The organism is Streptomyces sp. NPDC059679, from assembly GCF_042734105.1.
Classification (GTDB): domain Bacteria; phylum Actinomycetota; class Actinomycetes; order Streptomycetales; family Streptomycetaceae; genus Streptomyces.
Genome location: NZ_JBHWES010000014.1, coordinates 48,167 through 66,618, shown reverse-complemented (window position 1 = coordinate 66,618; position 18,452 = coordinate 48,167). Strand labels below are relative to the sequence as shown.

The 18,452-nt window shown below is 69.2% G+C and carries 13 protein-coding genes; 6 read left to right on the top strand and 7 right to left on the bottom strand.

All coding sequences use genetic code 11. The annotated features are described in order from the left end of the window. Window positions 1–172 precede the first annotated feature (172 nt). Window positions 173–1,999, bottom strand: a complete 1,827-nt coding sequence (locus tag ACFV2X_RS17665; RefSeq protein WP_385617308.1) for an acyl-CoA dehydrogenase — start codon at window positions 1,997–1,999, stop codon at window positions 173–175. 160 nt (window positions 2,000–2,159) lie between these two features. On the opposite strand from ACFV2X_RS17665, the gene ACFV2X_RS17660 reads away from it, so the two are divergent. Both ACFV2X_RS17660 and ACFV2X_RS17655 read left to right on the top strand, forming a co-directional pair. Next, the gene (locus tag ACFV2X_RS17660) at window positions 2,160–2,657 is read left to right on the top strand and encodes an SseB family protein (RefSeq protein ID WP_089508468.1); all 498 of its coding nucleotides are present in this window, start codon (window positions 2,160–2,162) and stop codon (window positions 2,655–2,657) included. Window positions 2,658–2,781: 124 nt separating this feature from the next. Then, window positions 2,782–3,753: a pirin family protein gene (locus tag ACFV2X_RS17655; RefSeq protein WP_385617134.1), complete on the top strand. Its 972-nt coding sequence runs from the start codon at window positions 2,782–2,784 to the stop codon at window positions 3,751–3,753. 136 nt (window positions 3,754–3,889) lie between these two features. Here the strand turns inward: ACFV2X_RS17655 and ACFV2X_RS17650 are convergent, their stop codons facing one another. Further along, window positions 3,890–6,313 (bottom strand): SdrD B-like domain-containing protein, encoded by a 2,424-nt coding sequence (locus ACFV2X_RS17650; protein ID WP_385617132.1) that lies wholly within the window; start codon window positions 6,311–6,313, stop codon window positions 3,890–3,892. 544 nt (window positions 6,314–6,857) lie between these two features. Between ACFV2X_RS17650 and ACFV2X_RS17645 the strand changes: the two genes are divergently transcribed. Then, a complete protein-coding gene (locus tag ACFV2X_RS17645; RefSeq protein ID WP_385617306.1) occupies window positions 6,858–7,562 on the top strand; it encodes a hypothetical protein in 705 nt (234 codons plus the stop codon). Window positions 7,563–7,569: 7 nt separating this feature from the next. On the opposite strand, the gene ACFV2X_RS17640 is transcribed toward ACFV2X_RS17645, so the two are convergent. After that, window positions 7,570–8,913, bottom strand: coding sequence for a nitrous oxide reductase family maturation protein NosD (locus ACFV2X_RS17640; RefSeq protein ID WP_385617130.1), 1,344 nt, complete (start codon window positions 8,911–8,913; stop codon window positions 7,570–7,572). Window positions 8,914–8,979: 66 nt separating this feature from the next. Between ACFV2X_RS17640 and ACFV2X_RS17635 the strand changes: the two genes are divergently transcribed. Next, window positions 8,980–10,140, top strand: a complete 1,161-nt coding sequence (locus ACFV2X_RS17635) for a Dyp-type peroxidase (protein WP_385617128.1) — start codon at window positions 8,980–8,982, stop codon at window positions 10,138–10,140. Here ACFV2X_RS17635 and ACFV2X_RS17630 read toward each other — a convergent pair. Further along, entirely contained in the window at window positions 10,133–12,391 is a 2,259-nt protein-coding gene (locus ACFV2X_RS17630) for a SpoIIE family protein phosphatase (RefSeq protein ID WP_385617126.1), read from the bottom strand. The two genes, ACFV2X_RS17635 and ACFV2X_RS17630, sit on opposite strands and share 8 nt — an antisense overlap. 131 nt (window positions 12,392–12,522) lie before the next feature. On the opposite strand from ACFV2X_RS17630, the gene aspS reads away from it, so the two are divergent. After that, window positions 12,523–14,337: an aspartate--tRNA ligase gene (gene aspS / locus ACFV2X_RS17625; RefSeq protein ID WP_385617124.1), complete on the top strand. Its 1,815-nt coding sequence runs from the start codon at window positions 12,523–12,525 to the stop codon at window positions 14,335–14,337. 141 nt (window positions 14,338–14,478) lie between these two features. Beyond that, window positions 14,479–15,273 carry a L,D-transpeptidase family protein gene (locus ACFV2X_RS17620; RefSeq protein WP_385617304.1) on the top strand — a complete coding sequence of 265 codons (795 nt, stop codon included), beginning with the start codon at window positions 14,479–14,481 and terminating at the stop codon, window positions 15,271–15,273. 132 nt (window positions 15,274–15,405) lie between these two features. On the opposite strand, the gene ACFV2X_RS17615 is transcribed toward ACFV2X_RS17620, so the two are convergent. The 3 genes from ACFV2X_RS17615 to metG all read right to left on the bottom strand — a co-directional run bounded on the left by ACFV2X_RS17615 (window position 15,406) and on the right by metG (window position 18,340). Further along, window positions 15,406–15,879 carry a carboxymuconolactone decarboxylase family protein gene (locus ACFV2X_RS17615; protein WP_385617121.1) on the bottom strand — a complete coding sequence of 158 codons (474 nt, stop codon included), beginning with the start codon at window positions 15,877–15,879 and terminating at the stop codon, window positions 15,406–15,408. A gap of 126 nt (window positions 15,880–16,005) precedes the next feature. Further along, window positions 16,006–16,422: a hypothetical protein gene (locus tag ACFV2X_RS17610; RefSeq protein WP_014178065.1), complete on the bottom strand. Its 417-nt coding sequence runs from the start codon at window positions 16,420–16,422 to the stop codon at window positions 16,006–16,008. Between the two features lie 148 nt (window positions 16,423–16,570). Then, window positions 16,571–18,340, bottom strand: a complete 1,770-nt coding sequence (gene metG / locus ACFV2X_RS17605) for a methionine--tRNA ligase (protein ID WP_385617119.1) — start codon at window positions 18,338–18,340, stop codon at window positions 16,571–16,573. Window positions 18,341–18,452 lie beyond the last annotated feature (112 nt).

Genomic DNA, 18,452 nt, shown 5'->3' with positions numbered 1-18,452 from the left:
CCCTTACAAATCCCCCAACTTCGTCGTCTGCTTATGTTTTTAAACTCTCCCGGGGCCCCCCCCTTCCGCCCCCCCGCGGGGGCCAGCGTTTCGGGCTTTGGCCCCGGCGGGGGGCCCCGGGGGGGGCCCCCCGCCTCGACGACTTGACGAGAGGAAGACGAGACGAGAGGAATCAGAAGGCGTCTTCGGCCAGGTCCATCAGGGAGCTGTCCACGGACTCGGCCACGGCGCGCTGGACCGCGACGCCCGGCAGCACCTCCTGGGCGAAGAACTTCGCGGCCGCGATCTTGCCCGCGTAGAAGGACTTGTCCTTGGCGGAGGCGCCGGGCAGCTTGTCGGCGGCGATCGCCGCGCCCTTGATCAGCAGATAGCCGATGAAGACGTCGCCGGAGGCGAGCAGCAGCCGGGTGGCGTTCAAGCCGACCTTGTAGATGGTGGTGACGTCCTCCTGGGTGGCGGCGAGGTCGGTGAGCATGGTGCCCACCAGCCCCTCCAGATCCGCGGCGGCCTTGGCGAGCGCGTCACGGGCGGCGGTCAGCTCCTCCCCGCCGCCGGCCTCGGCGAGGAACTTCTTGATCTCCTCCGAGATGACGGTCAGCGCCTGGCCCTGGTCCCGGACGATCTTCCGGAAGAAGTAGTCCTGGCCCTGGATGGCGGTGGTGCCCTCGTAGAGGGTGTCGATCTTGGCGTCCCGGATGTACTGCTCCAGCGGGTACTCCTGGAGGTAGCCGGAGCCGCCGATGGTCTGCAGGGACTGTGCCAGCTGCTCGTACGCCTTCTCCGAGCCGTAGCCCTTGACGATGGGCAGCAGCAGGTCGTTGAGGGCGTGCGCGGCGGAGGTGTCCTCGCCGGCCGCCTCCAGGGCCTGGATCTCGTCCTGGACGGAGGCGGTGTAGAGGACGAGCGAGCGCAGGCCCTCCGCGTACGCCTTCTGCGCCATCAGGGAGCGGCGCACATCGGGGTGGTGGGTGATGGTGACCCGCGGGGCGCTCTTGTCGGTGAAGGCGGCCAGATCCGGGCCCTGGACGCGCTCCTTGGCGTACTCCAGCGCGTTCAGATAGCCGGTGGACAGGGTCGCCATGGCCTTGGTGCCGACCATCATCCGGGCAAACTCGATGATCTTGAACATCTGGCGTATGCCGTCGTGCTTCTCGCCGAGCAGCCAGCCCTTGGCCGGGTGGTCCGCGCCGAAGGTCAGCTCGCAGGTGTTGGAGACCCGCAGGCCCATCTTGTGCTCGACGTTGGTCGTGTACGCGCCGTTGCGCTCGCCGAGCTCGCCGGTCTCCCAGTCGAAGTCGTACTTCGGCACGATGAAGAGGGACAGCCCCTTGGTGCCCGGGCCCGCGCCCTCGGGGCGCGCCAGCACGAAGTGGATGATGTTCTCCGAGAGGTCGTGCTCACCGGAGGTGATGAACCGCTTCACGCCCTCGATGTGCCAGGTGCCGTCCTCCTGACGGACCGCCTTGGTGCGGCCGGCGCCGACGTCCGAACCCGCGTCGGGCTCGGTGAGCACCATGGTCGCGCCCCACTGCTTGTCCACGATGTGGCGGGCGATCGCCAGCTGCTCCTCGGTGCCCTCGTCGTAGAGGACTCCGGCGAAGGAGGGGCCGCAGGCGTACATCCAGATCGGGGTGTTGGCGCCGAGGATCTGCTCGGCGCAGGCCCACAGCAGCGAGCGCGGGCAGGCGGCTCCGCCGAGGTCCTCGGGGACGCCCAGGCGCCACCACTCGGCGTCCATGTACGCCTGGTAGCTCTTCTTGAAGGACTCGGGCACCGGCGCGGTGTGGGTCTTGGGGTCGAACACCGGCGGGTTCCGGTCGGCGTCCGCATAGCTTTCGGCCAGCTCGTTCTCGGACAGCCGGGAGATCTCCGAGAGCACGCTCTTGGCGGTCTCGACGTCCATCTCCTCGAACGGTCCCGTGCCGTACAGCTTGTCGCGCCCGAGCACCTCGAAGAGGTTGAACTCGATGTCGCGGAGATTCGACTTGTAGTGCCCCATGGCGAACAGCTCCGTAAGGCTCGGGAGGCGGCGGACCTCTTCAATGGCATCGCGCGATCGATCGTCGATCGCCATGATGCTACCCGTGGGTAATAAAGAGCAACCCCCGATGGGGCAACTGTGACGCACTGCGCTTCGGCGACTCAGTACGCTGCTGTCCATGTACGGCTACGACCAGAACGCGAGCCCGGGGCAGGGTTACGCGGCGCCGCCGCCCCCGCCGCAACAGCAGCCGCCTCTGTCACACCACCCACAGCCGGGCGCCGGCTATGGCGAGCAGCCGCTGTATCCGGAGCCCTCCCCGCCATCCCTGGCCGACGCGGTGCGAGCCTTCACCACCGGCTCGATGTCGGCCGAGGACTTCCAGCAGATCTTCGCGAGCTCCAAGGTCTACTGCCCGCGCGGCGACAACCCCGGATTCCTCGCCCTGCACAACACCCAGCAGCCGGTGATCCCCATGTTCACCTCGCTCAAGGAGCTGCGCCGCTACGCCGGCAAGGAGTCCAAGTACTTCGTGATCACCGGCGCCGAGGTGATCGACCTGCTGCCCACCGGCTACGGCTTCGTCCTCGACATGGAAGGCGATCACCGGATGGTCTTCGACGCCAAGGCCGTGGAGCAGATGGTCGACTTCGCGATGCGCCGGATGTATGGGTAGACGCCGTCGCCCTGTGTGCTGAGTTCTCACGGTGCGTGCTCGGTCGGCGCCTGGAAATAAAGGCCCTCTTGCGGGTCGTTCACTCTTCAACTAAGTTGAACCTTGAACGACCGAGGAGGCCGTCATGCCAGCTGTGACCGTAGACAACCCGCTCACCCTGCCCCGCGTCGCGGCGCCCGCCGACGCCCAGCAGCGCCCCGTGCTCGCCGTCACCACCGCTCCCAGCGGTTTCGAGGGTGAGGGCTTCCCGGTGCGGCGCGCCTTCGCGGGCATCGACTACAAGCACCTGGACCCGTTCATCATGATGGACCAGATGGGCGAGGTGGACTATCAGCCCGGGGAGCCGAAGGGGACCCCGTGGCACCCGCACCGCGGCTTCGAGACCGTCACGTACATCATCGACGGGATCTTCGACCATCACGACTCCAACGGCGGTGGCGGCACCATCACCAACGGTGACACCCAGTGGATGACGGCCGGGTCCGGTCTGCTCCACATCGAGGCGCCGCCGGAGCACCTGGTCATGTCCGGCGGTCTCTTCCACGGCCTGCAGCTGTGGGTGAACCTGCCGAAGAAGGACAAGATGATGCCGCCGCGCTACCAGGACATCCGCGGTGGCCAGGTCCAGCTGCTCACCTCCCCGGACGGCGGCGCGCTGCTGCGCGTCATCGCCGGTGAGCTGGATGGTCACAAGGGGCCCGGCATCACGCACACCCCGATCACGATGGTGCACGCGACGCTGGCGCCGGGCGCCGAGATCAACCTGCCCTGGCGGCAGGACTTCAACGGCCTCGCGTATGTGCTCGCGGGCCGCGGCACCGTCGGCGCCGAGCGCCGCCCGATCCACCTCGGCCAGACCGCGGTCTTCGGCACCGGCTCCTCGCTGACCGTGCGCGCGGACGAGAAGCAGGACTCCCACACGCCGGACCTGGAGGTCGTCCTCCTCGGCGGCCGGCCGATCCGTGAGCCCATGGCGCACTACGGGCCGTTCGTGATGAACACCCGCGCGGAGCTCCAGCAGGCCTTCGAGGACTTCCAGAAGGGCCGGCTCGGCACGATCCCCGCGGTGCACGGGATGTCCGAGGGCGGAATGTAAGGCCCGCCGCGGAATGTAAGGCTCGCCAGGGCCACATCCCGCCAGGACCGAATGCCGACGAGCCCCGTCCGGATATGGACGGGGCTCGTCGGCGCTTACGGGCGGATCACCCGTCTTTCAGCGTTGCCTGGCTGTCTCAGTGCTGCCTGACGTGACGACGCTTCCGGGTTACGAAGGCGAATGCCGCGCCCGTACCGGCCAGCAGGGCACTGAGGGAGATGATCGTCAGCAGGCCGGACGTACCGGTGTTGGCCAGCGAACCGCCGCCTCCGCCCGTCTGGGGGCCCGGCTTGTTGGGCGGCACCGACGCGGGCGGCTCATGGGTCGGCGGCTCGGTCGACGGCGGCTCAGTGGTCGGAGGCTCCGTGGTCGGCGGCTCCTCCTTGGGGATGTACACGCCGGCGTCGATCGTGTGATCGACCTCTCCCGCCTTGTCCGGCGCCGTGACAGGTGCCAGACCCTTGCACAGTTGCCCGGTCTTCGGCGGGGTCACATTGGAGTCATGTGCCCGCTTGTCACCGGCCCGCGCGAGCGTGAACCGCAGCTCGTCGGCCGACGGCTGAGTCGGCACCTTGCTGGTGTCCGCGGTACACACATCGAACTCCACCGTGTACTTCGCACCCGGCTTGAGCTCGTAGTCGGCGCCGACTCCACCGAAGTAGTACTCGCCGGCAGCATCGGTCTTGGTCGTGGCGACCTGCTTGCCGTCGGCGTCCAGCAGGTTGACCGTCGCGTCCGGCAGCGGCACCTCGTTGGTGCCTTCGGGGTCCTGGATGCCGTTGTGGTCGCCGTCGAACCACACCCGGTTGCCGATCTGGATCGGTGCGTTCGCCGCCTCGTAGGCGACATCGCCGAGCCCACCGGCCTTACCGAACCCGCTCTGTTCCCGGCTGACGAACTGGAACCCGTTGGCTTTCGGGCTGTTGCCCGGGCCCTGGCCGGTGGTGATGTTGTGGTACCCGGTCCCTGAGGTCGCGACATCGACGACCGGGTCGAACTCCGTGCTGATGACCCACTGCTGCTGCGGAATGTAGGCCACCGACCCCAGCGCGGTCTCCGCGTGAACTCCGTTGCCATAGAAGTCGCCCGGGAAGTACTCGACGACACTGCTGTCCTGGGTGCCACCGGTGGCGGGGGTGGCGTGGTTGGGGCAACTCCCGGTGCCTTCCCACGAGTACCCGCCGTCGGGATTGGCGCAGGCCATGTTGATGTCACCACCGGCCATGCCGTTTTCCGCGGTGTCGTTGAGCGGCCTCGGGTCCAGTCCACCCCAGCTCACGACGTCCATGAACCGGTCGCGGAAACCGAGGATCATCGAGCCGTCGCGGGCGAAGGCGAGGGAGGCGAGCTCCGGCTGCGGATCGATGAAGACGTCGCCCACCTTCCGGTCGTCCCACGTGGCCAGGCTGGTGTTCCACGGGTTCCAGTGGGTGGCCTGGTCGTTGTCGTTGGAACCGAAGACGGAGCCGCGCTTGGCGGTGAGCGGCTGGGTCAGCACGGTGTCGAACTGTTCGCCGTCGTAGGTGTAGACGACGGCTTTCAGGTCTTCGCGCTTCTGCGTGCTTTCCGCGCTGCACACGCCACCGACGTAGAGCTTGTTGTCGTGGACCTGAAGACTGAACGGCCGCCAGTCGCCGGGGCTCGCGCAGCCCGGGTCCGGGATGCGCACCGTCGCCTTGGGCGCGGACGCGGTGGTCCCGGTCGCGTCGAAGCTGACCAGGCGCCGGGTCAGCAGGTTCACCGCGTACAGCGTCGAGCCGTCCTCCGACAGGGCCAGACCGCCGATGCTCTCCTTGCCCGGCGCATTGGTGAACCCGGCGTCCTTGATCATGTTGGTGGCGTCGTGCGGCGTCAGCGCGGCGCCCGGCACCTTCGCGAACAGGGTCGGCGTCCCACCGCCGGTCGGCGTGGTGTAGATCGCGTTACCACCGCCCGGCCCGTACGGGGTGTACCGCCGGGCGAACGCGCCCTGGAAGATCCGCTTCTGGTACTTGTCGTAGGCCAGCGCGAACGTCGTGCCCACCTGGTCCTGCGTGTTGAGGACGGTCGGGCACTCCGTATCGCCAGGACACGTACCTCGTTTGTCCGTCCCGAACGCCACCAGTGCTCGCTTGTCTTGCGAGTCGGCAGTGTTCTGGATCGGCACGAAATACCGTGTGTCCGGCAGGGCGTAGTCGGCCGGGTTCCAGACCCCGGTGATGACCGAGTCGTCCTTGCCGTCCGACACGTTCACGAACGTCGTGAAGCTGTCGAAGTGGTTTTCCGCCGTCGAGGCCGGCGCCGCCTGGAGATACTTGTCGTACGGCGCCGGGATGGTGACGTCGACGCGGTACTGGCCGCCGGTCAGCTCGGTCGACTTCGAGACCACCACCTTTCCGGTGGCATCCGTGGTGCCGGTGACCCGATGGCCGTCAGGGTCCGACACCTCGACCTTCATGCCCCGCTGCGGCACATCCATGGTCGTGTTGATCACGCCGGTGCCGAAGAAATCCCGGAGCACCTCAACGGTCAGGGTGCCGTCGCCAGTCGAAGCGCTGGCCGTCCCGGCCGTCGCGCCCATGACGCCACCCGACAGCAAGAGAACGCTTAAGCCCACTCGCGCCAGTGGGCCCGTATGCTTTCCGGCTGTCCGGCGCAATTCCCTGCACACTTTTCCCACAGCCATCACACTCCCCTCGTGATGTGAACCGACCACCCGCATTCAGCCGTACATCCGCTTACCGGCTCTGGGTGACATGTCGGCCATGAAAAGGGCCCACCGCTGTTTCGGTGGACCCCGTCGTTCTTGGTCGTCTTGGCGGATGTGGCGAATTCAGGGACTCGGGAATGCTTTCCCCGGACCAGTCGCACTCGTCCTCGCTTCCCCACACGGAAACAGCACAAGAGTCTGAATAGTCATCCTGAACCGCCCCACCAGCGACGATACTGTAGCGGGTGGCCGCCAAGATCGGGGGGAGCAGAGGATGCATGAGCGAAACAAGTTATCAATGCGTCACGTGCGGCGTATGAGAACAAAACAGGGTCCCCCGCGACGCACGGCCGGCCGGCGCCGATGGCTGCGGCCACGCTGGGTGGCGGTCGGCATCGGTGGTGTGGCCGTCGCGGTGACCGCGGTCCTGGTCGTCGGCAGCGGCTCCGACCCCACCGGTCCGAAGGAACTGACGTCGGATCAGGCGAACCGTCTGGCGGTCACACGGTTCCTCAACTACCAGGCGGGCGGGCGCGCCGTGACGATCACCGTGCCGGGAACCGCTGGTGAGTTGACCGTCACCGGATCCATCGACTACCGCGGCAAGATCGGTTACGGCGTGGTGCACGGCACCGGGCGCGATACGTCCAGCGACGGGCTGATCCAGTGGACGGCCACCACCGTGTTCGTCCACCCGATGACGAACGCCCCGGCGAAGGCACCGGCACGGCCCCCGGGCTCGGGTTGGGTCAGCCGTTCGCTGCAGAAGTACGGCAGTTCACTGGACAGTTCGCTGACGATCGCGCTGAAGCTCGGCAGCGACCGGCCGGACAATGCCGAACTGCTGCCGCAGAACGGTGCCGCCTGGGTGGGCGAGGACCGGTTGGACGGGCATCAGGTGGACATCATGACCGGGCCGAGCGCCGCCCGTACCACGGGCGCCCGTGCGACGTCCGGTACGGCGGGGGAGGGTGCCGTGCGCTACTGGATCGGCTCGGACGGCACCATGTACCGGGTCCGGGTCGGCGTGGCTTCCGCGTCGCAGCCGGTGGTCATCGATTTCGACACCCAGAAGTACGTTGCGGTCCGGCCGGTACCGGGAGCCACCCCGGCGCGGTAGCCGCCGCTCAGGACGTCAGCACCCGCGCGCCCGTGGCGAGCAGTGACATCGACGGCAGCCGGATGTCCGCCGTGTCCGGGAGCGCCGGAACGGCCGGAACGGCGGTGGCGCCCGTGGTGGTGGCCTTCGGGAACTGCGGCTGTCGCCCGGGCGCCGCCACCTCGGTGAACGGGATACCGCCAGGTGGAGTCGGCTTCGCCCAGGTGCCGGACGGCGAGAGCGACCGGGCGGGACGCGGGCAGGACGCGGTTGTCGCGAGCCGGGCGGGCACCGTCCTTCGCAGCTCATTGCCGCGCAGGCAGTTACCCCGTCCCTTCGTGGCGGTGGGGAACGTCCAGCCGACGTCAACGCTGTTGGCGGCGAAGGTGTTGTCCAGGATCTGGTTGCCGTCCGGTTGGATGTCAGCGGTTGCGGTGATCACCAGCCCGGCGTTGCTGTTGTCGGCGATTCGGTTGCGGACGAACCGGTTGGCGGTGCCGCCGTCGACCCCGATGCCGATGCCCCAGCCGCCGTCGGCCTGTTCGGGGGTGGCCTTCTGCTGGTTGGCCGCGATCAGGTTGCCCGCGATGACGGCATCCTTCTGCGGCAGCAACTTCTCCTGGTGGTCGGAGTTGGTGGTGAGCCCGACCCGGTTGCCGACGAGGCGGTTGCCGACCACGTACATGTCGCCGCTGGCATTGGTGCCTTCGTAGCCGACCGCGTTGAGTTCGGCGATGTTGTCCCGCACCACGATGCGACAGGGCTTGCACTGTCCGACGTAGATGCCCGAGTCGGCCGAGCCCGAGGTGTACGAGTGCTCGATGACGCCGTTCTGCGCGGAGAACGCGTAGATGCCGTACAGCCCGTTGCGGGTCGCGGTCACATGGGAGACCGCGAATGACTTCAGGAAGGTGACGGGCTCGTCGCCGGTGTCATAGCCGCCGGACTGCCCCGGCATTCCGGCGGCCGCCTTCGCCGAGCCGGTGACCAGGACCCCGTTCTGGGTGTTGTTCTTCACCGTCAGGTTCTGCACGGCCACGCCGGGAGCGGAGACGACGATGCCGTTCGGCTGCTTCAGCCGCCCGTCGATGACGACCTTGTCCCGGGACTCGCCGCGAAGAGTGATGCGAGCCGTGGAGATCTTCACCGACTCGTGGTACTTGCCCGGCGCGACCAGCACGAGATCGCCGGGCTTGGCCAGGGACACCGCGGCCGAGATCGTCGGGGCGTCAGCCGGCACCTTGATCGTGACGTGCTCACCGGACGGTCGTCGGCCGTCGTCCGATCCGTCGTCGCCTCCGCCGCAACCGACCAGTACGGGGGCCAGGGTGCCGAGCACCGCGGCCATCAGGCGAAGACGGAGACGAGGCATGGCCCCATCCTGGCACGGCGCCGACGAAGTCGCAGACGCCGATACGGATATGGCACAGTTCACGCCGTGCGCCAAGCCGACTCCCGACCGTCACGCCGCGCGTTTCTCGGTGCCACCGGCACTGTGACCGCCGTCGGCCTCTCCGCCGGGTGCCAATCGAGTTCCGACCGGCCGGACCGGGCAGAACGGTCCGATGGCCCTTCGCCGACCCCGTCGGTGCCACCAACGGGCCGCTACCAGGCGGGCATCACGCTGCCCCAACCGGCCCAGCGGAACCTGCTGGCCGTGGTGGCCGACCTCGTCGACGCCGAGTCCGTCCGTCCGTTGCTGGCCGAACTCGGCGAGGCCATCGGCAAATTCACCACCGGGACCGACGCACGGCTGATGGGCCTGGCGCCGGGCGATCTGACCGTGACGATCGGGGTGGGCCCCCGGCTGGTGCGCAAGGTCGATCCCGCCCTGCCCGGCGCGAAGGACCTCCCACGGTTCTCCCGCGAGCAGATCGCCCCCCGGGCACGCGGCGGCGATCTGCTGATACAGATCTGCGCCGACGACGCCTTGGTGATACCGGTCGTGGCCGCCGCGCTTCTGGAGCAGGCCGGTGACCGGATACGCGAACGCTGGCGGCAGTCCGCGATCCGTGGTTCGAATGTGCCGGTGGACAAGGGCCTTGCCGCGCCACGCAACCTGTTCGGTTTCGTCGACGGCATCGTGGGCCCCCACACGAAGGCCGAACAACAACGTGACCTGTGGCTGGCCGGGCCGGCTCCGGTCGCCAACGGCACCCTTGCCGTCTTACGGCGCATGGAACTCGACCTGCCGCGGTTCGCCAAGCTGTCCGTCGCCGAACAGGAAGCGGTCTTCGGCCGGCGCCGAGCCAGTGGCGTGCCCCTCTCCGGCGGCACCATCGCCTCGGGCCCGGACCTCGGCGCCAAAACGCCGGACGGACGCTACCTCGTCCCGGCAGACTCCCACGCCCGCAGAGCGCACGCCACCGCGGTCGGCGTCGGCCTCATGCTCCGTCGCTCCTACAGCATCGACGGACCCGCCCCCGGCCTGCTCTTCATAAGCTTCCAGAACGACATACGGACCTTCACCAACACCCTCACCCGTATGGACAATTCGGACGCCCTGCTGGAATACACGACCACGACCGCCAGCGCGACCTTCCTGATACTCCCCGGTTTCGACGAACAACACCCGCTCGGTTCCGGGCTCTTCAGCTGAGACCGTCCGGCCTCGCCTCGTGCAGCTCGTACCAGATGCACTTGCCGTCGCCGCGTGGGTCCACCCCCCACGCGTCGGCGAGCATTTCCATCAGCATCAGCCCGCGCCCCGAGGACGCCAGCTCGCCCGGGCGGCGGCGGTGCGGGAGTTCGTCGCTGCTGTCGGCGACGTCCAGGCGCAGTCGTCTGGCGCCGACCCGTCCGCTGACCTCGGCGACCAGGAGGGCGTCGCCGTCGGTGTGCACCAGGACGTTGGTGACCATCTCGGAGAGCATCAGCACCGCCGACTCCACCTGGTCGTGGTCGGTCCAGTCGTGGAGCATGTCGCGCAGCTGCTGCCGGGCCTCGGCTATGCGCTCCGGTTCGGCCTGGGCGACCGTGGCGGCGGTACGCCGCACCGGGGCCGAGCCGGGGCCGACCAGGCACACCTCGGCGTCGCGCCGGATCAGCAGCAGGGCTATGTCGTCCTGGCGGCGGTCGGCGAGACGGCCGGTGGTGTGGTGGGACGGCGGCCCGTGCACCGCCTGGACCAGGGCCTCGGCGAGCGCGTCGAGATCGTCGGCTTCCAGCGCGGCCAGGGCGGCGGGAGAGGCCGAACCTGCCGACGCGTCCACGGCGGCCGCGATGTCCGTGGCACACGACTCGCCCGCAGCGCCTGGGGCGTCCGGGGTGGCGGCACGGTCCGGGGTGGTGCGCTCGAAGACCGCCCGGATCCGGTCCCAGCCCGACTCCACATCGTGCCCGCCGGTCTCGATCAGCCCGTCCGTGCACATCAGCAGCGTCTCGCCGGGCTCAAGCACCACCCGGGTGGTGGGGTAGTCGGTGTCCGGGTCGACGCCCAGCGGCAGCCCGCCCGCGGTGGGGCGGATCATCATGGTGCCGTCGGCGAGCCGTACCGCCGGATCGGGGTGGCCCGCGCGGGCGATGTCCAGCGTGCCGGCGACCGGGTCCACCTCCATATACAGACAGGTCGCGAAGCGCGGATCGTACGGGGCGTCGCCGCCGGGGCCCGGCGGCTCGGTGAGCCCGGCCAGAAAACGGGAGGCGCGGGAGAGCACCGAGTCGGGGTGGTGGCCCTCGCAGGCGTATGCGCGGACCGCGATCCTGAGCTGCCCCATGATCCCGGCGGCGCGCACATCGTGGCCCTGGACATCGCCGATGACCAGCGCGGTACGCCCCGAGGGCAGCCCGATCACGTCGTACCAGTCGCCGCCCACCTGCAGTCCGCCGCCCGTCGGCACATAGCGCGCGGCCACCGTGAGACCGGGGATGGCCGGTTTGTCGGCAGGCAGCATCGAGCGCTGGAGGCCGTCCGTCAGCTCGCGCTCCGTCTCCTGGAGCGAGGCCCGCGACAGCGCCTGGGCGAGCATCCGCGCGACCGTGGTGAGCACCGAGCGCTCGTCGGGCGAGAAGGACACCGGGTGCGCGAAGCTCGCCATCCACGCGCCGATCGTGCGGCCCGCGACGATCAGCGGCAGAAAGGCCCAGGCCCGGCGGGCGACCGGCCGGGTGCGCGCCCAGGAGCCCGGGAACCGGTCCCGGTAGTCGTCCGGGCCCGGCAGATAGATCGCCCGGCCGGTACGGATCACCTCGGCGGCCGGGCAGTCGGCGTCCAGCGGCTGAGCGGGGCAGGGGGCCTCGTCCCCCGCCAGGTTCCCGTGGCGGCCGATCAGCGAGATCCGGTCGCCCTTGACCCCGAAGACCGCGAGCCCGTCCGGCGAGAAGCCCGGCATCGACAGCCCCGCCGCCACCCGCAGCACCTCGGCGGTCGAGGGCGCCTCGGCCAGCGCGCGCCCCGCGTCCAGCAGAAACGCCTCGCGGTTGCGCCGCCAGTCGCCGGTGACCGGGGTCAGGGCCGCCGCGGAGGTGCCGGGCAGCGTCTCGGGCACCTCCTGGAGGGTGCCGACCAGGTCGTAGCCGTTTTCCGCGCCCCGTCTGCTGGGGTCGCCGCCGTGTATCACGGGCCGGCAGCGGCTGCGCACCGTACGCAGCACCCGGCCCTTCTCGTCCACGACCCGCACCCGGGCCTCGGCGAGGGTGCCCTCGGCCACCGCGAGATTCACGATCGCCTTGACCTCCACCCAGTCCACCGGGTGGAAACAGGCGCGGGCGGCGGACTCGGGGAGGGTGACGGGCTCCGCGGGCAGCCCCACCAGCCGGGCCGCCTCCGCGTCGTAGCTCACGGCGCCCGAGACTGTGTCCCAGCGCCACAGGCCGGTCGCGAGGGCGGCGAGCAGATCCTCGGTGCGCATTAGGCCACCATATGGGGATATGCGGCGGCCTTACCAGTGAGGGGCGCGGCGCCGGTACGCTTGCCGAGAAGCTTTTCGAGGGTGCGTACGCTTCCCCGACCCAACGACCGCCCAAACGACTTGGATGAACGATGCATCGGTACCGGTCCCATACCTGCGGCGAGCTCCGCGCCGCTGACGTCGACACCGACGTGCGGCTCTCCGGCTGGCTGCACAATCGGCGGAACCTGGGCGGCATCCTCTTCATCGATCTTCGCGACCACTATGGCCTGGTCCAGCTGGTCGTCCGCCCCGACACCCCGGCGAACGACGCGCTGAGCTCGATCTCCAAGGAGACCGTCGTCCGCGTGGACGGCAGGGTCATCGCCCGTGGCGCGGAGAACGTCAACCCCGACCTGCCCACCGGCGAGATCGAGGTCGAGGTCACCGACGTCGAGGTGCTCGGCGGCGCCGACCCGCTGCCCTTCACCGTCTTCCCCGAGGACGGGGTCAACGAGGAGCGGCGCCTGGAGTACCGCTTCCTGGACCTGCGCCGTGAGCGTATGCACCGCAACATCATGCTGCGCTCCGCCGTGATCTCCGCGATCCGGCAGAAGATGACCGCGCAGGGCTTCAACGAGCTGGCGACCCCGATCCTGTCCGCCACCTCGCCCGAGGGCGCCCGGGACTTCCTGGTGCCCTCCCGGCTGCACGCGGGCAAGTTCTACGCGCTGCCGCAGGCCCCGCAGCAGTTCAAGCAGCTGCTGATGATCGCGGGCTTCGACCGCTACTTCCAGATCGCGCCCTGCTTCCGCGACGAGGACGCCCGCGCCGACCGCTCGCCGGGCGAGTTCTACCAGCTCGATGTCGAGATGAGCTTCGTCGAGCAGGAGGACGTCTTCCAGGTCATCGAGAAGGTGATGACCGAGCTCTTCGAGGAGTTCGGCGGTGGCCGCCATGTCACCTCGCCGTTCCCGAGGATCCCGTTCCGCGAGGCGATGCTGAAGTACGGCTCCGACAAGCCGGACCTGCGGGCCCAGCTGGAGCTGGTGGACGTCAGCCATGTCTTCGCCGACTCCGGCTTCAAGGCGTTCGCGGGCAAGCATGTGCGCGCGCTGGCCGTGCCGGACACCGCGGACCAGCCGCGGAAGTTCTTCGACCAGATGGGCGAGTTCGCGGCTCTGCAGGGTGCGAAGGGGCTGGCCTGGGTCCGGATCGGCGAGGACGCCAAGCTGACCGGGCCGATCGCGAAGTTCCTCACCGACGAGGACGTCGAGAAGCTGATCGCCGAGGTCGAGGGCAAGCCGGGCACGGCGGTCTTCTTCGGCGCCGGGGAGTTCGACGAGGTCTCCAAGATCATGGGCGCGGTGCGGGTCGAGGCCGCGCGCCGGGCCGGACACTTCGAGGAGAACGTCTTCCGCTTCTGCTGGATCGTCGACTTCCCGATGTTCGAGCGGAACGAGGACACCGGCCAGATCGAGTTCTCGCACAACCCGTTCTCCATGCCGCAGGGCGGCCTGGAGGCGCTGCGGACCAAGGACCCGCTCTCCATTCTGGCCTGGCAGTACGACATCGTCTGCAACGGTGTGGAGCTGTCCTCGGGCGCCATCCGGAACCATGAGCCGGATGTGATGTACCAGGCGTTCGAGATCGCGGGCTACTCGCGGGAAGAGGTGGAGCGCGAGTTCGGCGGTATGCTGCGCGCCTTCCACTTCGGCGCGCCGCCGCACGGCGGTATCGCCCCGGGCGTGGACCGCATCGTGATGCTGCTGGCCGACGAGCCGAACATCCGCGAGACCATCGCCTTCCCGCTCAACGGCAACGCGCAGGACCTGCTGATGGGCGCGCCCAGCGAGGTGGACGAGACGCGGCTGCGGGAGCTGCACCTGTCGATCCGCAAGCCGCAGATCAAGCAGGCGGCGGAGAAGGCCGGGGACAAGCCTGCGGAGAAGCCCGCCGGCGAGTGACGGAAAGTAGCTGTTCTGGGCCCCGCTTCCGCTTCCGGCGGAACGCGGGGCAACCAGGTGCCCATGCCAACGGGTTCCCTGAATGTGAATGACAATCTGAGTGTCGTATCGGTACGAGCGGCCCGGCCCGCCCGCAGGGCCGTGGCCTTCGCCGCGGCGGCCCTCGTCATCGCCGCGCTCGCCGGATGCGGGGCGTCGGCGGACGGTCCGGCCGGCGGCCCCGAGCCCAGAACCGGCGCCACCGACGCCGCCGCCGGACAGGGGAGCGCGGCACCCGGCCCCGGCACCACGGCCCAGCGGCCCGCCACCGCCGCGCTGCGCAAGAACCTGCCCGGGCTCGGCCCCCGTACGCTCGCCAAGGTGCCCGAGAACGCCCGCCAGGTGGTGGTCGTGACCGGCGAGGGCCGTGACTCCTCCCGCGCGACCGCGGTGGTCTACCAGCGGCGCGACCCCGACGGCGACCCGGACATGGCCGCGGGCGCCGACTGGCGGGCCGTCGCCACCTGGGACGCGCACAACGCCCGCAGGGGCTGGACCGACCACCACGTCACCGGCGATCTGCGCTCCCCGATCGGCGTCTTCCCCCTCACCGACGCGGGCGGCCGCCTCCCGAACCCCGGCACCCGGCTGTCGTACGACCAGTCCAGCGGCTTCACCATCGGCGGCACCGGCTTCGAGGGCGAACCGCTCGCCGGGTCCTTCGACTACGTCGTGGCCATCAACTACAACCGCAGGGCGGGCACCTCCCCGCGCGACTGGACCAGACCGCTGGGCCAGAAGCGGGGCGGCGGCATCTGGTTCCATGTGGACCACGGCGGGCCCACGCAGGGCTGCGTCAGCATCTCCAAGAAGCACATGAAGAAGCTGCTGCTCATCCTGGACCCGGAGCGGCACCCCGTCGTGGTGATGGGCGACTCGGCCTCGCTGGCCCGCTGAGCCGGTTTCTGCCCGCACGGGACCCAGGGCGGGCTGCTCACCCTGAAGTACCGCTGCTGAACCGCCGCCCCCGCGCTGTCCGGCTCAGCGGCCCACCTGCGATGGGCGAGCCGGACAGCGCGCGGCTGGGGATCAGCCCCACTGGCCGGGCTGGTAGTCGCCCGCCGGCTGCTGGATGATCACGTTCATCCGGTTGTAGGCGTTGATCAGGGCGATCAGGGACACCAGCGCGGCGAGCTGGTCCTCGTCGTAGTGCTTGGCGGCGTTCGCCCAGGCCTCGTCGGTGACACCGCCGGCCGCGTCGGCGATACGGGTGCCCTGCTCGGTCAGCTCCAGGGCGGCGCGCTCGGCCTCGGTGAAGACCTTGGCCTCCCGCCAGGCCGCGATCAGGTTGAGCCGTACCGAGGTCTCGCCGGCGTGCGTGGCGTCCTTGGTGTGCATGTCGGTGCAGAAGCCGCAGCCGTTGATCTGGCTGGCGCGGATCTTCACCAGCTCCTGCGTCGCGGCCGGCAGGGTCGAGTCGCCGACGACCTTGCCCGCGGAGTTGATGTACTTCGCGAACTTGGCCGCGACGGAGTTGCCGTAGTAGTTGAGACGGGCGTCCATGGTGATCTCCTCGCCGTGTTGTCGTTACACAGCACTGACGGAGCGGCCCGGCGAGATGTGACGGCCAGCCGGCCAATTGAGTGTGACCTGCGTCTCACCACTCGTATGTATCCGATGTACCCGAAACTAGTACACGAAGTGCTCGGTCAGCCGCTGGTCCACACCGCACGGATCCGTCCGCTCAGCGCGGGCGGCCCGGTGTACGGCGCGCAGCAGACGTCTCGGCGTGGCCCGGTGCTGCCACAGCACGGCCCGTACGCCGTACTCCACGACCGTCATCAGCTCCGTCTCGCGCAACTCGCCCGTGACCAGCACCACCCGCTGCTCACCGCCCCGCACCAGACGGCGCAGCTCGGCGCCCGCGCGGGCGTCAAGGCGTTCGGCGAGCATGATGGCGACGGTGCCGCGCGGCTCGTCGCTGAACGGACGCGGACGGTGGATCAGTTCGACGGTGGGCTGGTGCCTCAGATGACGCACGACCCCGGCCCGCGAGAGCGGGTCGGGGCCGTGGACCGTCACTGTGACACGTGGTGCGTCGGGCACTGCGCTCCTCGACTTCCCTAAGGATGGACTCCACAGGTTGGTCGAACGCGCTAAACGAACGGTTGTCGAGCGATCAACGGCACGAAGGGGTGGCGGGCCCGGCCCGCCACCCCTCCGTCGTTACGCGTCGTTACGTCGTTACTCGTTGCTAGTCGATGGGTTTGCCCTCGGTCTCCACCCCGGCCGGCGCCCCGCCGCCCGCCTGCTCCGGCGCACCGCCGAAGCGCACCCGGTACGACTCCAGGTCCTCCTCGGTGATCTTGGCGAAGAGCACCGGCGGCACGGTGAAGGCCGTACCGGCCGGGACGGAGGCCAGCGCCTTGGCCTCCTCCTGGCCCACCCACGGCGCCGTGTCGTCCGCCAGCGCGAACGCCGACCGCATGGCCCGCGCGGAGGCCGGGATGAACGGTTCGGAGACGACCGCGTACAGGTGGATCAGGTTCATCGCCGTACGGAGCGTGAGGGCCGCGCCCTCCTGGTCGGTCTTGATCTCCAGCCAGGGAGCCTTCTCCTCCAGGTAGGAGTTGCCCGCGCTCCACAGGGCGCGCAGCGCGGCCGCGGCCTTGCGGAACTGCAGCGCGTCCATGTGCTCCTCGTACTCCGCGAGCAGCCGCGCGATCTCCTCGCCGAGGCGCGCCTCGGCCTCCCCCGTGGCCTTCCCGGCCGGGACCTCGTCACCGAACCGCTTACGGGAGAACGACAGCACCCGGTTGACGAAGTTGCCCAGGGTGTCCGCCAGGTCCTTGTTCACCGTGGCGGCGAAGTGCTCCCAGGTGAAGGACGTGTCGTCCGACTCCGGCGCGTTCGCCATCAGGAAGTAGCGCCAGTAGTCGGCGGGCAGCAGCTCCAGCGCGGCGTCGGTGAACACCCCGCGCTTCTGGGACGTCGAGAACTTGCCGCCGTAGTACGTCAGCCAGTTGAACGCCTTGACGTAGTCGACCTTCTTCCACGCGTCCCGGGTGCCCAGCAGCGTCGCCGGGAACATCACCGTGTGGAACGGGACATTGTCCTTGGCCATGAACTCGGTGTAGCGGACCGTCGGGTCCACGTCGTACCACCACGACTTCCAGTCGCGGTTCGCCGGGTCCAGGTCCGACCACTCCTTCGTCGCACCGATGTACTCGATCGGGGCGTCGAACCATACGTAGAAGACCTTGCCCTCGGCCGCGAGATCCGGCCAGGTGTCGGCCGGCACCGGCACGCCCCAGTCCAGATCACGGGTGATCGCCCGGTCCTGCAGCCCCTCATTGAGCCACTTGCGGGCGATCGACGACGCGAGCGTCGGCCAGTCCTTGCCGTGCTCGTCCACCCACGCCGCGACCTCCCCCGCCAGCTTCGACTGGAGCAGGAACAGGTGCTTGGTCTCCCGCACCTCCAGATCGCTGCTGCCGCTGATCGCCGAGCGCGGATTGATCAGATCCGTCGGGTCCAGCACGCGGGTGCAGTTCTCGCACTGGTCGCCGCGCGCCTTGTCGTACCCGCAGTGCGGGCAGGTGCCCTCGATATAGCGGTCGGGGAGGAAACGGCCGTCGGCGTTGGAGTACACCTGGCGGATCGAACGCTCCTCGATGAAGCCGTTCGCCTTCAGCTCGCGCGCGATGGTCTGGGTGATCTCCACGTTCTGCGCGGAGGAGCTGCGGCCGAAGTAGTCGAACGCCAGGCTGAAGCCGTCGTAGACCGCCTTCTGCGCGTCGTGCTGCTGCGCGCAGAACTCGGCCACCGGCAGACCCGCCTCCTTGGCGGCCAGCTCGGCGGGGGTGCCGTGCTCGTCGGTGGCGCAGATGTACAGCACGTCATGGCCGCGCTGGCGCATATAGCGGGCGTAGACGTCGGCCGGGAGCATGGACCCCACCATGTTGCCCAGGTGCTTGATCCCGTTGATGTAGGGAAGGGCGCTGGTGATGAGGTGTCGAGCCATCGCGGGCTGCTCCCGGGTCGATGCAGTGGGTGACATGTCGCTCTGCGAGCGCTCTGTGAACTATGTGCCGAGCTGCTCTGCGAGTCGTCAATATCGTATCTGAGCGGTGAGG

Coding starts and splice junctions, on each gene's coding strand:
- ACFV2X_RS17665 (WP_385617308.1), bottom strand. CDS start 1,999: ATGGGGCACTACAAGTCGAATCTCCGCGACATCGAGTTCAACCTCTTC.
- ACFV2X_RS17660 (WP_089508468.1), top strand. CDS start 2,160: ATGTACGGCTACGACCAGAACGCGAGCCCGGGGCAGGGTTACGCGGCG.
- ACFV2X_RS17655 (WP_385617134.1), top strand. CDS start 2,782: ATGCCAGCTGTGACCGTAGACAACCCGCTCACCCTGCCCCGCGTCGCG.
- ACFV2X_RS17650 (WP_385617132.1), bottom strand. CDS start 6,313: ATGGGCGCGACGGCCGGGACGGCCAGCGCTTCGACTGGCGACGGCACC.
- ACFV2X_RS17640 (WP_385617130.1), bottom strand. CDS start 8,913: ATGCCTCGTCTCCGTCTTCGCCTGATGGCCGCGGTGCTCGGCACCCTG.
- ACFV2X_RS17630 (WP_385617126.1), bottom strand. CDS start 12,391: ATGCGCACCGAGGATCTGCTCGCCGCCCTCGCGACCGGCCTGTGGCGC.
- aspS (WP_385617124.1), top strand. CDS start 12,523: ATGCATCGGTACCGGTCCCATACCTGCGGCGAGCTCCGCGCCGCTGAC.
- ACFV2X_RS17615 (WP_385617121.1), bottom strand. CDS start 15,879: ATGGACGCCCGTCTCAACTACTACGGCAACTCCGTCGCGGCCAAGTTC.
- metG (WP_385617119.1), bottom strand. CDS start 18,340: ATGGCTCGACACCTCATCACCAGCGCCCTTCCCTACATCAACGGGATC.